This window comes from Aggregatibacter actinomycetemcomitans DSM 8324 (genome assembly GCF_000372365.1).
In the GTDB taxonomy this organism is placed as follows: domain Bacteria; phylum Pseudomonadota; class Gammaproteobacteria; order Enterobacterales; family Pasteurellaceae; genus Aggregatibacter; species Aggregatibacter actinomycetemcomitans.
This window is the reverse complement of the sequence record NZ_AQUU01000007.1, coordinates 89,883-103,998: the sequence shown is the minus strand read 5'-3', so window position 1 is coordinate 103,998 and position 14,116 is coordinate 89,883. Positions and strand designations below refer to the sequence as shown.

The window sequence follows — 14,116 nt, the reverse complement described above, 5'->3', positions numbered from 1 at the left end:
CCATGACAGCCATTCGACCTGCCGTTGCGGTGGAACATCTCTCACATTCATACGGAAAAACCACCGCACTTTATGATGTCAGCCTGCGCATTCCCCGTGGCGCGACCGTCGGGCTAATCGGACCGGACGGCGTGGGCAAATCCACGCTGCTTTCCCTCATCGCGGGTGTCAAAATAATTCAGACCGGCAGCGTGCAGGTGTTTGATTTAAATGTCGCGGAGAAAAAAGCGCGGGATGCCCTTTCTCATAAAATCGCCTTTATGCCGCAAGGGCTGGGCAAAAATCTGTATCTCACCCTGTCCATTTATGAAAATATTGATTTTCACGCCCGCCTGTTCGGATTAAACAAACCACAACGGCAAGCCCGCATTCAGCGCTTATTGAATGCCACGGGGTTAGCTCCTTTTGCCGATCGGGCGGCAGGCAAATTATCGGGCGGGATGAAGCAAAAACTCAGCCTGTGTTGCGCCTTGGTGCACAGCCCCGATTTATTAATTTTAGATGAACCCACTACCGGCGTGGATCCGCTCTCCCGCCGTCAATTCTGGCAATTGGTGGAGGATTTACGCCGTGAAGAAAACGGCATGACGGTGATTGTGGCGACGGCATACATTGACGAAGCGGAACGTTTTGAACATATTCTTGCCATGGATGACGGCAAGCTCATCGCCAATGCGCCCACTAAGCAGGTGATTGCCGACACGCAAAGTCACAATCTGGAAGAAGCCTATGTCAAATTGCTGCCGGCAGAAAAACGCGGTGCGGAAAACGGCTTGCATATTCAGCCCTTTAAACCCAATGCCGAGAAACCGCCGGTTATCGTTGCCAAAGGTTTAACCAAGAAATTCGGTGATTTCGTTTCGGTGGATAACGTCAGTTTTACCATTCCGAAAGGAGAAATTTTCGGCTTTTTAGGCTCCAACGGTTGCGGCAAATCCACCACCATGAAAATGCTTACCGGCTTGCTGGATCCGACGGAAGGCTCTGCCACGCTGCTCGGTCAGCCTATTGATGCGGGCAATATCGACACGCGAAAACGGGTGGGTTATATGTCCCAAGCGTTTTCCTTATATGAAGAACTCAGCGTTTATCAAAATCTGGAATTGCACGCCAAGCTCTATCAAACTCCCCGCGCGCAATGGGCACACTATGTGCAATCCGTCATGCAGCAATTCGATTTAATTCAACTTGCCGATGAATACCCTTCCGCGCTGCCTCTTGGCATTCGGCAACGTTTGCAGCTTGCCGCCGCCTGTTTGCATAAACCCGAAGTGCTGATTCTGGACGAACCTACTTCAGGGGTTGACCCCGCCGCGCGGGATATGTTCTGGGAATATCTGATTAAACTGTCGCGCGAAGATAAAATCACCATTTTCGTCACCACCCATTTTATGAACGAAGCGGCGCGTTGTGATCGCATTTCCTTTATGCACCGTGGGCGTGTGTTGGCGGTCGGCACGCCGGAATCGCTACGTCTTGAGAAAAAAGCCCCGACGCTGGAAGAAGCCTTTATCGCTTATCTGGAAGAACAGGCGGATGACATTACCGCGCCTAAAATGGATAAACGCGATCAAAGTGCGGTCAATATTTCAGGTGTTTCTGCCGATTCGCCGGAAAAAGGCATACTGGCGTGGTGGTCGTTGGTGTGGACGTTTGCGGTACGGGAAGGAAAAGAATTATTACGGGATCGCATTCGTTTATTTTTCGCCTTGCTCGGTCCGGTGATTATGTTGTTCGCCATGGCATCCAGTATTTCTTTTGACGTACATCCGTCGAATTTTACCGTGCTGGATTATGACAACAGCTCGGAAAGCCGCCGTTTTATCGAATATTTCGACGGATCCCGCTATTTCGTGCGCCAACCGGATATTCATTCTCCGCAGGAAATTAATCAGGTGTTGCAATCTTCAAAAGTGAAACTGGTGATTGAAATCCCCCCTGATTTCGGCAAAAAAGTGTTGCAACGACAAATGCCGGAAGTGGGCTTTTTTATCGACGGCGCCTTTCCTTCCACCGCTGAAAATCTGCGCGGCTCCGTGGTGGGTGCAATCAACCAATATGTGCAGGAAACCTTAACGCAACAAGGCGTTAACGTGCCGAACAATACCGTGCTGGAACCCCGCTTTGTGTACAACCCGGATTTTAAAAGCATTTTCGCCATGACACCAGGCGTGATCATGCTTGCCATGATGTTGATTCCGTCCATGATGACGGCGTTAGGCGTGGTGCGTGAAAAAGAAATCGGCTCCATTATGAATCTGTACGGCTCCCCTGCCGGTGCGGTGCAATTTTTGCTCGGTAAACAACTGCCTTACATTTTGCTGGCGTTTATCAGTTATCTGATTATGGTGTGGATGTCGGTGATGGTGTTTAACGTGCCGGTCAAAGGCTCTATGTGGGCAATGACCTTGGGGGCACTTTTTATTATCACCGCCTCAACGGCGTTCGGGCTGTTCGTTTCCAGCTTTGTAAAATCGCAAATTGCGGCGATTTTCGCCACGGCAATTATCGTGATTATCCCGACCATGAACTTCTCCGGCATGCTTTATCCGACATCCACCCTGCCGCCTCATGTTTATATGGTCGCACAACTCTTCCCCGGTTATTGGTTTCTGATTATCAGCTTAGGCGGTTTCACGAAAGGATTGGGTTTTATGGATTTTCTCAGTAGCTACGGCGCGTTGTTGGCGATTTACGCCGTGTATTTCTGCGGGGCGGTCGCCCTGTTGAAGAAACAGGAGAAATAATATGTTCAGATGGATAAAAAATGTGTTTTATTTATCGGGCAAAGAACTGCGCAGTTTATTTTCCGATCCGGTTCTGGTGGTGTTAATTATTTATATGTTCACCGTCGCTATTTACACCGTTGCCAATTCGATTACCTTGGAAGTGAAAAATGCCTCCGTTGCCATTGTGGATAACGATCACTCGGCGTTGTCTTATCGCCTGCAACAAAGCCTGATTCCGCCGAACTTCCGTAAAGTGCATACAATTCATGCACAACAGGCGGATCGCCTGATGGACACAGGAGAATATACGTTCATTTTAGATATTCCGCCGAATTATGAACGTGATGTACTTGCGGGGCGTAACCCGCTGATTCAGTTATTATCCGACGCCACGGCAATGACGCAAGCCGCCATCGGTTCCGCTTATATTTCACAAATTTTTCACGGTGAAATTAACGATTTTCTGCACCTTCAAAGCAATAACGGCATACTCATTCAACCCACCATTAATGTGCTTTATAACCCGAATTTTTCCGGTAACTGGTTTATGGGCGGCATGAACATTGTGGGCTATTTGAATTTATTAACCATGTTGCTGGTGGGCGCCGCTGTCATTCGGGAACGGGAGCGCGGCACGCTGGAACATATTTTGGTGATGCCCGTACGCTCCAGCGAAATTGCTATGGCGAAAATCGTGGCGAACGAACTGGTGTTGCTCACCGTCGTGATGTTTTCACTCTATTTTGTGGTGCATAAAATCATCGGCACGCCCCTGCCGCAAGGTGCCTTTTCGCTTTATATTTTAGGCGCGGCAGTGTTTATTTTTTCCATTGCCTCCCTTGGCATTATGCTGGCGATTTTTGCCCCGACCATGCCTCAATTCGGTTTGTTGGTTCTGCCGGTGTATATCACGATGTATCTGCTTTCCGGCACCATGTCGCCGTTGGAAAATATGCCGGAATTCGTACAAAAACTGATCCAATTCTCCCCCACCGCCATTTTCGGGGCTTATGCGCAAGATGTGCTGTTCCGTGGCACAGGGCTTGATGTGGTGTGGGATAAACTGCTCCAAATTGCGGCGTTGGGCGCATTATTCTTAGGTATCGCACTTGCCCAGTTTAAATCCATGTTGTCGCGCCAAGGCTAAGATTCAGAAGGAAAACGTTATGGCAAATAAATTCGCTTTTAAATTCACATTCATCGCGGCGTTTATCACCCTCAGCGCTTGCACGACCAATGTCGATTTATCTTCTCAAGTGGAAATGCCTGCACAATTTGAGCAAACACAAAATGCGGCGACCTCTAAAAACATACAGGAAATCGCCCGTTGGTGGCAAAACTGGCGGGATCCGCAATTGACCCGATTAATCGAACTGGGACTACAAAATAACCTTGAAGCCCGTTTGCAGGAAGCGCAGGCGAACAGTCAATATACGCAGGCGGATCTGGGCCCTAAAGTCGGCGCGCAAGGTTCGGCGGGCATGATTCATTCTCATGGGGAAAATCCGTTGACACAGCGTACTTATGATCGGTCAGGAAATGTGCAACATGCGGGAATCACGGCAAGCTGGGAGTTGGATTTCTTCGGTAAAAAACGTAGCGATCGCGATGCGGCACAAGCTGCCGTCCTAGCCGCACAACAACAGGTTTATGCCGCCCAAATGTTGGTTGCCGGGCAAATCGCCGAAAGTTATGCCAATATTGCCGCCTTACATCAGCAAAATGCGCTGTTACAACAAAACGAAACATACTTACGCCGATTGAAAGGTTATGCGGAAGGTCGCTTCCGCGCCGGACAAGCGAACGCCAACGATGTGTTGCAGGTGGAAAGCCGAATCAGCGCCGTGCAGGCGCAACAAGCCACGCTGAACGCACAAATCGCCGGTAACGAACGCGCCATTGCTATTCTTATCGGCAAACCGCCGCAAGACTTCCGTCTTAACAAAAGTGCGGTGGATTTTCTCGGTGTTTTACCAGCCGCCCCGCATGGTGTAATGCCCGGCAATGTATTGGAACGCCGCCCCGATTTACGCACTTATCGCGCCCAAGTACAAGCGCTGGCGGCAAAACTGGCTTCTGCCAAAGCGGATTTATACCCGCGCTTTGAGATTCAATTTTTAGGACAAACAGGGCGCATTGACATCAACACGGACATTCCCGATTTAAAAGGTTGGGGCAATTTGTTGAGCCTCGACATTAGCCTGCCGATTTTCACTAACGGACGCATTCAAGCCAACATTGACGCCGCCGACGCCCGCCTGAAAGCTGCCTTACTTCAATACGACAAAGGCTTGCTGCAAGCCCTTGCCGATGTAGATAACAGCTATCAGGCACAAGCCGCATTAAATCGCCAAACCCAATTGCTACAAACCGCCTGCCAACAGGCGCAAAAGCAGGCAGGCAATGCGGAGAAATTATTTAACTACGGCGAAAAAACCTTAGACAACGCCCTCACCGCTCGCCTCACCGCACTGGATTACCAAAACCAACTCATCCAAAGCCGTTTAGCGGGGGCGAAGAATTTGATTAGTTTGTATAAAGCACTAGGTGGCGGTTGGTCCGAGCGATGAAAAAAACGTTTGCGAAATCGACCGCACTTTTGCGTTTTGTAAAAGTGCGGTGGTTTTCCCGATGTTTTTCACTGCGCCCGCCTTACCCCAAATTCGCTATATAAAATAAAGCATAAAGATGTGTATAATGGGCACTTTTAAAGCTCACCGCACTTTTCTGATGAATAAAAACAGATTTATTTTTATATTACTTGCCTTATTACTTGTCGGGCTGGCGTTGTTTTCGTTGTCTTGGGGGCGATTTGCCATTCCTGTTGAGAATGTGGTGCAAACGCTGACGGGGAATAACCCGAACGAGGTGCAGAACAACATTATTTTTAACCTGCGTTTACCGCGCATTCTTGCGTCGCTCTTGGTCGGGGCGGCGCTGGCGCTTGCCGGGGCGACTTTTCAGGGGATTTTCCGTAATCCGTTAGTTTCGCCCGATTTGCTCGGTGTGTCCGGCGGCGCCTGTATCGGCGCGGCGGTGGCGATTTTGCTGGGACTTGGCTTGTTTGCCATTCAGGGTTTTGCATTCGTGGGCGGTTTGCTGGCAGTGCTAATGACCATGAGCCTGCCGAAACTGGTGCGACGGGATTCGACGATTATTTTGGTGCTGTCGGGTATTATCATATCCGGTTTTATGATGGCGTGTTTGGGGTTGGTGAAATATCTTGCCGACCCGGAAACCCAGCTCGCAGACATTGTTTATTGGCAAATGGGCAGCCTGACTAAAGCGGATTATCAAAATTTGCGTCTGCTTGCACCGATGATTCTGTTCACCACCGCGGCGTTATTGATGATGCGTTGGCGCATTAATGTGCTGTCTTTGGGTGATCGGGAAGCAAAACTCATCGGCGCCAATATTCGTTTTGAACGCAATCTGATGGTGATGTTCGCCACGTTGCTCACCGCCTCCGCCGTGTGCTTAAGCGGCACCATCGGTTGGATCGGCTTGATTATTCCCCATTTGGCGCGTATGTTTATCGGCGACAACAATTTACGCACCCTTCCCCTTTCAGCCCTTATCGGCGCGATTTTCCTGTTGATTATCGACACTTTGGCACGCAATTTATACACGCAGGAAATTCCTCTCGGTATTCTCACGGGCTTTATAGGCGCGCCGTTCTTTGCTTGGGTGTTAGTGAAACAAAAGGTGGCGGACTGATGACAATGTTAAAAATTAATCAACTTTACTTTCAGCATCAACGTAATATTCCGTTGCTTAATGGCATTGATTTGGAACTGAAGGCGGGCGAGCTGCTCACTATTCTCGGCGCCAACGGCACGGGGAAATCCACCCTGTTAAATTGCATTGCCGGCTTACTGAAACCAAAGTGCGGTGAAATTTTTCTGCAAAATAAGGAAATCAAACAACTTTCCGCCAAACAAATTGCCCGCCAAGTGGCTTATGTTTCGCAGCATTCGCCGCAGACGTATCAATACAAGGTGCTGGATTACGTGGTACTGGGGCGAGCCGCCCATCTAGGCTTGTTCGGCAAACCGCGCGAAGAAGATTATCATTTGGCGGAACGGGCGCTGGCACAACTGAGCATTCGCCATTTTGCAGACAAAATCTATATGCAAATGAGCGGCGGCGAAAAGCAGCTGGTGAATTTAGCCAAAATTCTGGTGCAACAGCCGCAACTGATTTTGTTTGATGAACCCACCTCCGCGTTAGATTACGGCAATGTATTTAAGACATTAAGCCTGATTAAAGGGTTATCACATCAGCAATTTTCTATTATTATGACAACACATAACCCCGATCATCCGATGTTGCTTAATGAAGTCATTCCGAACAGCAAAGTAGCGATTTTAACGAAATCGGGAAAATTGCATTGCGGTTTCACCGAGGCTATTCTCACGGAAGACAATCTGCGAGAACTTTACCAAACGGATTTGCGGTTAATTGATGTACCTGAATTACAACGTAAAATCTGTGCCATTACGCATATTTAAGAGGACGTACTTATGACCATGAAAAAAACATTGTTAAAACACACCGCACTTTTTGCGGCTACCCTGCTGGCATTTTCCGTGCAGGCGAAAATCATCACCGATGTGGATGGCAATCAAGTGGATATTCCTGATCGCGTAGAACGTGTGGCAGATTTGTGGCACGCCAATAATCAAATCGTGTTGTTATTGGGCGGCGCAGACAAACTGGTGGCAACCACGACTTCGATCAGCGCGAATCCTTGGTATAAGGAAGTGTATCCGAGAATTAAAGAAGTACCTGTCTTGACCAACGGCGAAACCATTCAAATTGAAGAATTATTGGCGCAAAAACCCGATGCCGTATTGCTTTCTAAAAAATCCATGTTGAAGGAAGTGAACCAAGCAGGCTTAAAAGGCGTACACGTGAGTTTTCAGGATTTTGACGGATTAAAGAAAACCGTGCGCATTACCGCAGACGTGTTGGGTGGCGACGCGCCTAAAGTGGCGAAAAAATACATTAAAGAATTGAACGACAACATCAATTTTGTCCATTCACGCGTTAAAGATGTCAAAGACAGCCAAAAACCACGGGTGTTACACATCACTAGTGGCTCGGATTTGCTCAAAATTGACGGCGGAAAATCCATGATCGGGGATTGGATTCGCATGGCGGGCGGCAGAAATGTGCTACCGGATGAAGCCAATATGGTGAATGTCACCATGGAAGCCATTGTGCAAGCCAACCCGGATGTGATTATCATCGGCAGCAGCGGCAACAAAGCCCAAGCGGCAATTGAGAAAATCAAAGCGGATCCGACCTGGCAATCCATAAGTGCGGTCAAAAATAATCGGATTTATGCCAACCCGACAGGCACCTTCCCTTGGGATCGTTACAGCGCGGAAGAAGCCTTACAAATTCTCTGGGCGGCACAATTATTCCATCCTGAACGTTTCGGCGATTTGGATATAGTGCTGAAAACGCAGGATTTTTATCAAAGATACTACAATTACAGTTTGAGCAAAGAAAATGCACAACAAATCTTAAAAGGGCTACCCCCGCTTAAGTAGTGTTGGCATTCGATTGAATTTCTTGTAGAATGCGCGCTGTTTTTTACCTGCCTAGTTAGGCTTTATCATAAGGAAATATCTATGAAAATCAGTGCGAGAAACCAATTAAAAGGCAAAGTCGTTTCAATCGAAACCGGTTCCGTAAACGCTATCGTTCAAATTGACATCGGCGGCGGAAACGTGATTTCTTCCACCATCTCCATTGAAGCGGTAAAAGAGTTAGGCTTAGCTGTCGGCAAAGACGCTTATGCGATTATCAAAGCCACTTCCGTGATGGTCGGTGTAGAATAATTTCTACCGATTTTTAGACGATAAAACAACTGCATTTGAAAAGTGCGGTTGTTTTTTTATGTGTTTTTCTTCCATAAAAAATGCGGTGAAAAATCACCGCACTTTCTTATATCATTCATTAGAAACTGTATTTCAGATTAGCAAAGTAAGAGCGACCACGTTCATTATAAGTGCGTGCCGTCCCTGCATTACGATAAATACGTTTATCTAAAATATTATTCACACCCATGCGTAGGCTTAAATTGTCGTTAAATTTATACCCGACATTAGCGCCCCAACTACCATAACTACCAAGATGATATTGGTTAACAAGGCTTTCACCGGTAGTATAAATCACCTGCATAAAGTTTTCAGCATTTTCAACGGTTTTTTGTCTGCCATAACGGGTGTAAGACGTATTAATGTCCCAATGATCATTAATTTTCCAATTAAGATTACTGTTCACCGTATATTTCGGTACAAGGGAAATCGGATTGCCGGTTTGCTTGTTTTCATTTTTGAGCATATAAGTGAAATTGGTGCTAAATAAAATGGCATCATCCAAGAATGGCAAGGTAATATTGCCTTCCAGCCCTTCGATAATCGCGCGTGGCGTATTGCCCCAACGATAAACGTTGGTTGCCGTGTAGTTACGATAAATCGCGCTTCCGTTCGGGGTGTTGCTTGCACGAATTTCGCGATCGTAACCACCTGCAGGCGCGTCAATGGTGGTTAAGAATTCCCCGTTAGAGACGATCTTGTTACGGTAATCATTATGGAAATACGCCAAGGAGAACAACTTGCCTTCGTTTTCATATTCAAAGCCAATTTCTTTATTCCAGCTGGTTTCCGGTTTGATGTTTTCATTGCCCAGGAAATAGCAGGCACGACCCCAGTCAAACCCTTTGGCATTGCTGTTTGTATAAGGGTTATTTCGAGTGCCGTTACCACCGGTCGGATTTAACGCATTCGGATTATTCCAGTTATTTGCGCTATCAATCGGGCAACCGTTACTTGCATTCACCAATAAATAATTTGGCGAAGATTGATAAAGATTCGGTGCTTTATAGGCTCTTGCCACGCCACCTTTAATTTTCCAGTTTTCGCTGACTTGGTGGGAGAAGTTGAATGATGGGCTCCAGTTGGATTTAGAATTCGTGCTGGAATCAAAACGAATGCCCGGCGTTAAAATGGTTTTGTTATTTGGCAACATAATGTTGTCTTCCAAGAATGCCGCCCATTCATTTTGTGCCACTTTACCACTACGCCCTTTATCCGCTAACCAAGGCACAATCGCGTAAACCTGCATAGTTTGTGTCATAGACGCGGCATCGTTTAATTCTGAACGGGAAGCTTCCGCACCAATGGTAACCATATGGCCGGTACTGCCCAAGGTAAACGGAATATAAAGTTCGTTACTGAAACGGTAATTTCTGAGAAAGCCAACAGATTTATTTAACCCGTTGTAAGCCCCTTCCGTACTGCCCAACAAACCTTCCGGATAATGGTAGTTACGGGTTTGATCGAAAGTGAAATAAGTGCGGTTGTCAAATGAACCCCATTTACCTTCGTGCGTTAAGCTATAACTTTGACGATAAAGCGTTGAGGTTTCCGCTTTTTGTAACGCCAGTTGACGGCTTGTTTGCATGGCTTGGCTGACTAAAACGGAGCTATTTTACGTATCGCCGTTATAAATATTACCTTGACGGCTGTATGTGGCATCAAGGGTTAATTTTTGATCCGGCGTGATGTTCCAAACTAACTGGGCTGCCACATCACGATTACGCACGCCTTCACGACCGGCATAGCGGGTGTTGTCTTGTGTCGCCGCATTATTATTGGTCCCGGCATCTTCAGCGGAATTAATATCCAATGCATCGGCTTTTGTTTTGGCAATGTTGCCGTATAAACGGAAGCCTAAAACATCTTTAATCAACGGACCGCTGAAATTAAAACCCAGACGGTTGGTATGGCCTTCTTTGCTGTCTTCCGGTTGCTCGGTAAATAGATTTAAACTGCCGTGATATTCTGCGGTTGGTGCTTTGGTTTTAATGTTCACCACCCCGCCCATGGCGCCTGAACCATAACGTGCTGCTGCCGGACCTCGCAAGACTTCAATGGACTCAATAGCATCTGCCGGCACCCAGTTGGTGTCGCCGCGGGTATTCCGCGTGCCGTTTCTGCCATAGCGTTCGGAATTACGGGATTTTACCGGTTTGCCGTTCACCAGAATCAAGGTGTTTTCCGGCCCCATGGCACGAATATCCACTTGGCGTTTATTGCCGCGTGCGCCGCCCGGTGCATTGGTACTTAAAGTGACACCCGGTTGTTTGGCGATGATTTCAGACGCATCATTTTCAATGGGATTTCGTTCCAGATCTTTTTCCGTGATGACGGACACGCCCAGTGACTGTTTCACTTGCTGTTCGGCGGTCACTTGAATTTCATCTAAATTTTGCGTGTCTTCTGCGTGTGCGTGGGTAAAGGTTGAAATGACAGCCAAACTAATCAGACTGAACGGCAGGAGTTTTTTCATGGTACGTCCTTGGGGTTGAGTAAAAACCGAGCAATAATACGATCGCTATATAAAATAATAAATAATCATAAATGGGTAGGTGCAAATAAATCTTCTAAAAACACAAATGCCGGCGTAATTGCTGTTCTGAAGTGCGGTAGATTTTTGCCAAGTTTTCCAAGGTCAACAGCGCTTCTCTTGAGCCTTGCTGAAAACCGTATTCTTGATCGAGCAACAGAATGTTTTCCGCCAAATACATCGCTTGCTGCGGGTTATGTGTGGTGATCAATAAGGCGATATTTTGCGTTTGCAGGTGTTTTATTTTTTCCAACACACGAATTTGATTGCCGAAATCCAGGCTCGCGGTGGGTTCGTCCATGATCAATAATGTTGCCTGTTGCGCAATGGCGCGGGCAATCAGCACCAACTGTTTCTCTCCCCCACTCAGTTGGTGATAATAACGCTTGGCGAGATGTTCGATTTGTAAACCGGCAAGGGCGGAAAGCGCCAAATCACGATCTTCGGCTTTCGGTGATTGATACCATTTGAGATACGCCGAACGTCCCATCAGCACCATATCCTGCACCAAAAACGGGAATAAATGCTGATGAGCTTGCGGCACATAAGCAATGTTGCACGCCAATTCCCCTTGGCTGTAATCCGATAAAGGACGTTGCCGCCAATACACTTCCCCCTGTAGCGGAGCTTGTAGCCCTAACAAGGTTTTCAGAAAGGTGCTTTTGCCCGCGCCGTTTGCCCCCAATAAACAACAAATTTGCTTTTCCTGTAAACGGAAATTGATGTTGTTCACCAGTATTTTATCGCCGTAGCCAATGGCTAAATCACGGGTTTCCACTAAATTCATCGTCTGCCCCGCAATAATAAATAAAGGAAAAACGGTGCGCCGCAGGCAGATGTCAAAATGCCAAGAGGCAGCTCAATGTCGGCAACGGTGCGCGCTAAAGTGTCCGTTAATAACAGAAAAGCGGCGCCGAGAAGCAAAGATGTCGGAAGCAACAGGATAAAATTGGCGCCCACCAATAAACGGGCAATATGCGGCACCAATAAGCCGACCCAACCGATAATGCCTGTAATAGACACCGCACTTGCCGTGCAAAGGGTGGTAAAAATAATCAAAATGTAGCGGGTCATTTTTATCGGTACGCCAAGGCTGCGCGCTTCTTCTTCCTCTAAAGAAAGCAAATTTAAACGCCAACGAAGTAAAAATAGCGGCGCCATACCGAGCAATAAAATCGGCGCCAGTTGCAACACATCTTGCGGACTAATGGCGGTTAAGCTTCCTAGTAGCCAAAAAGTAATGGAAGGCAGTTGGGTAAAAGGATCGGCGAGAATTTTCAACAACGAAATCCCCGCGCCAAGCAACGAGCCGATGGCAATTCCCGATAATACGAGAACGAGAATCGGGTCTTGGTCTTTGCTACGGGTTGCGATAAGGGAAACGCAAAATACCGTGGCAATGCCGCCAAGAAAGGCAAAAAGCTGAATATAAAACATCGGTAAATTGTAGAAAATTGCCAGTGACGCCCCAAACCCGGCGCCGGCGGATACGCCCAAAATATCCGGCGAAACCAATGGATTTTTAAACATCCCCTGATAGGTCGCCCCCGCGCAGGCTAAAGCGGCACCGACCAAACAAGCCACCGCAATGCGAGGCAAGCGAATTTGCCATAACACGGTGTGAATCGGTGAGTTTGTGTCACATTGTGAATTCACGGAACAAACGAGCGTTTGCCATAATTGACTTGGTGAAACGGGAAATTTCCCCACGTTCAGGGCAAGTAAAATACTGCCGACTAAAATTCCCGTCAGCAATAAAAAGAACAGGCGTGGCGCACGTTGGATAAGATTTTGCATTATTGTCCCTGTAGCAACTGCTCAGCTTGCGCTTTTGATAAATCAATGTGGTAGAACAATTTATAAAACCGTTGCACTTCGGGTGCAAAATCGTCCATCGGTTTATTGCTTAATAAATGTTGTAACCACCGCACACCGAGCAAGCGATTCAATCCCGGCGGGGAATCCAGCCAACCGAAAGGCTGATTGGGAATGAAAAAAACGCGCTGATTTTTGACCGCACTTAATTGCTGCCATTGGGGATTGTCTTTGATGGTTTGAAAAAATTCGGCGTATTGGGTCAAAATAATGTCGGGATTCCACAGCAGAAGCTGCTCCATAGAAACCTGTGTTAACCCTTTATGCTCGCCTTCCACCACATTGCGCAAGCCGACCAACTCCATAGCCTCCGTATGAATGGATCCCTTTTGCCCTGTTTGTAAACCGTCGGCACTGCGCGCCAAATAGGCGGTTTGTTGTAAAACGCCGGCAAAATCCCCCGCACTTTTAAGAGTTTCTTCCGCGTATTGCGCCTGTGGCTCCGTGAAGGTTTCCGCACCTAGCAATTTGCCCAACTCACGCAAGGTTTTCGGCGTTTCGGCGAGTCTGCCGTCCAGCAATAAATAAGGCACACCGGTTTGCGCAAAGGTGCGTTTTGCCTGATCGATGTAATTCGGCGCCACATTGCCCACATCAATAATCAAATTCGGTTGAAGCGCCACGATTTTTTCGGCGGAAAACGTACTGCCCTTTCCGGCAATTTTGCCGATGGTCGGCAACGCTTGTTGTTGCACAGGAAATAATTTGCCGCCTTTGGATGCCATCTTAAAGCCCGCCAGTCCGACCATTTTTTGCGGCGCGGCGGCCAGCAATAACGCATCACTCGGATTACCGGCGCTTAAGACTTTTTCGATTTTTTGCGCTGCCGGTAATTCCCCGGCAAGAAAGGGGGAAGGCGCTTCCTGCGCCCAAAGGCTGCCGATAAATGTCAGCGGAAGTAACAGCATAAACCATTTTTTCATGGGAATTTCCTTAAAGTGCGGTCATAAAATCCAACGAATTTGAAATTTTCTTTGCCACGTTCAACTTGTGTAAACGGCATGAATTTTACTAAAACGCTATATATTTTTAAATATATTGGCGAACTTTTCGCGATTTTTATTTATAATGAAGACGCTATGTTTTTAAAT

At 47.3% G+C, this 14,116-nt stretch carries 10 protein-coding genes and 1 pseudogene; 7 read left to right on the top strand and 4 right to left on the bottom strand.

Translation table 11 applies throughout. The features are described from left to right. Nucleotides 1-2 precede the first annotated feature (2 nt). The 7 genes from rbbA (at nucleotide 3) to A3CS_RS0105375 (ending at nucleotide 8,578) form a co-directional block, all read left to right on the top strand. Nucleotides 3-2,747 carry a ribosome-associated ATPase/putative transporter RbbA gene (gene rbbA / locus A3CS_RS0105405; RefSeq protein WP_005544729.1) on the top strand — a complete coding sequence of 915 codons (2,745 nt, stop codon included), beginning with the start codon at nucleotides 3-5 and terminating at the stop codon, nucleotides 2,745-2,747. 1 nt (nucleotide 2,748) lies between these two features. Further along, nucleotides 2,749-3,876: an ABC transporter permease gene (locus A3CS_RS0105400; RefSeq protein WP_005568733.1), complete on the top strand. Its 1,128-nt coding sequence runs from the start codon at nucleotides 2,749-2,751 to the stop codon at nucleotides 3,874-3,876. Between the two features lie 19 nt (nucleotides 3,877-3,895). Next, nucleotides 3,896-5,299 (top strand): efflux transporter outer membrane subunit, encoded by a 1,404-nt coding sequence (locus A3CS_RS0105395; protein WP_019518301.1) that lies wholly within the window; start codon nucleotides 3,896-3,898, stop codon nucleotides 5,297-5,299. A 127-nt stretch (nucleotides 5,300-5,426) separates the two neighbouring features. After that, complete coding sequence (locus A3CS_RS0105390; protein WP_005544736.1) at nucleotides 5,427-6,446, top strand: FecCD family ABC transporter permease; 1,020 nt, start codon at nucleotides 5,427-5,429, stop codon at nucleotides 6,444-6,446. Nucleotides 6,447-6,451: 5 nt separating this feature from the next. Further along, entirely contained in the window at nucleotides 6,452-7,240 is a 789-nt protein-coding gene (locus tag A3CS_RS0105385) for an ABC transporter ATP-binding protein (RefSeq protein WP_005544738.1), read from the top strand. 12 nt (nucleotides 7,241-7,252) lie between these two features. Continuing rightward, nucleotides 7,253-8,287, top strand: a complete 1,035-nt coding sequence (locus A3CS_RS0105380; protein WP_005568729.1) for an ABC transporter substrate-binding protein — start codon at nucleotides 7,253-7,255, stop codon at nucleotides 8,285-8,287. A gap of 81 nt (nucleotides 8,288-8,368) precedes the next feature. After that, complete coding sequence (locus tag A3CS_RS0105375; RefSeq protein WP_005543485.1) at nucleotides 8,369-8,578, top strand: TOBE domain-containing protein; 210 nt, start codon at nucleotides 8,369-8,371, stop codon at nucleotides 8,576-8,578. A 118-nt stretch (nucleotides 8,579-8,696) separates the two neighbouring features. Here the strand turns inward: A3CS_RS0105375 and A3CS_RS1000000112460 are convergent. The 4 genes and pseudogenes from A3CS_RS1000000112460 to A3CS_RS0105350 form a co-directional block, all read right to left on the bottom strand. Next, a pseudogene (locus A3CS_RS1000000112460) lies at nucleotides 8,697-11,093 on the bottom strand (FepA family TonB-dependent siderophore receptor). 94 nt (nucleotides 11,094-11,187) lie between these two features. Continuing rightward, a complete protein-coding gene (locus tag A3CS_RS0105360) occupies nucleotides 11,188-11,937 on the bottom strand; it encodes an ABC transporter ATP-binding protein (RefSeq protein WP_005544746.1) in 750 nt (249 codons plus the stop codon). Continuing rightward, complete coding sequence (locus A3CS_RS0105355; protein WP_005544748.1) at nucleotides 11,934-12,947, bottom strand: FecCD family ABC transporter permease; 1,014 nt, start codon at nucleotides 12,945-12,947, stop codon at nucleotides 11,934-11,936. The genes A3CS_RS0105360 and A3CS_RS0105355 overlap by 4 nt, the downstream gene beginning before the upstream one ends. Then, complete coding sequence (locus A3CS_RS0105350; RefSeq protein WP_005544749.1) at nucleotides 12,947-13,948, bottom strand: iron ABC transporter substrate-binding protein; 1,002 nt, start codon at nucleotides 13,946-13,948, stop codon at nucleotides 12,947-12,949. Before A3CS_RS0105350 ends, A3CS_RS0105355 begins: the two co-directional genes overlap by 1 nt. Nucleotides 13,949-14,116 lie beyond the last annotated feature (168 nt).

What these genes read in the sequence shown, in the direction of transcription:
- A3CS_RS0105380 (WP_005568729.1), top strand. Translation starts at nt 7,253, where the DNA reads ATGACCATGAAAAAAACATTGTTAAAACACACCGCACTTTTTGCGGCT.
- A3CS_RS0105375 (WP_005543485.1), top strand. Translation starts at nt 8,369, where the DNA reads ATGAAAATCAGTGCGAGAAACCAATTAAAAGGCAAAGTCGTTTCAATC.
- A3CS_RS0105360 (WP_005544746.1), bottom strand. Translation starts at nt 11,937, where the DNA reads ATGAATTTAGTGGAAACCCGTGATTTAGCCATTGGCTACGGCGATAAA.
- A3CS_RS0105395 (WP_019518301.1), top strand. Translation starts at nt 3,896, where the DNA reads ATGGCAAATAAATTCGCTTTTAAATTCACATTCATCGCGGCGTTTATC.
- A3CS_RS0105355 (WP_005544748.1), bottom strand. Translation starts at nt 12,947, where the DNA reads ATGCAAAATCTTATCCAACGTGCGCCACGCCTGTTCTTTTTATTGCTG.
- rbbA (WP_005544729.1), top strand. Translation starts at nt 3, where the DNA reads ATGACAGCCATTCGACCTGCCGTTGCGGTGGAACATCTCTCACATTCA.
- A3CS_RS0105390 (WP_005544736.1), top strand. Translation starts at nt 5,427, where the DNA reads ATGGGCACTTTTAAAGCTCACCGCACTTTTCTGATGAATAAAAACAGA.
- A3CS_RS0105350 (WP_005544749.1), bottom strand. Translation starts at nt 13,948, where the DNA reads ATGAAAAAATGGTTTATGCTGTTACTTCCGCTGACATTTATCGGCAGC.
- A3CS_RS0105385 (WP_005544738.1), top strand. Translation starts at nt 6,452, where the DNA reads ATGTTAAAAATTAATCAACTTTACTTTCAGCATCAACGTAATATTCCG.
- A3CS_RS0105400 (WP_005568733.1), top strand. Translation starts at nt 2,749, where the DNA reads ATGTTCAGATGGATAAAAAATGTGTTTTATTTATCGGGCAAAGAACTG.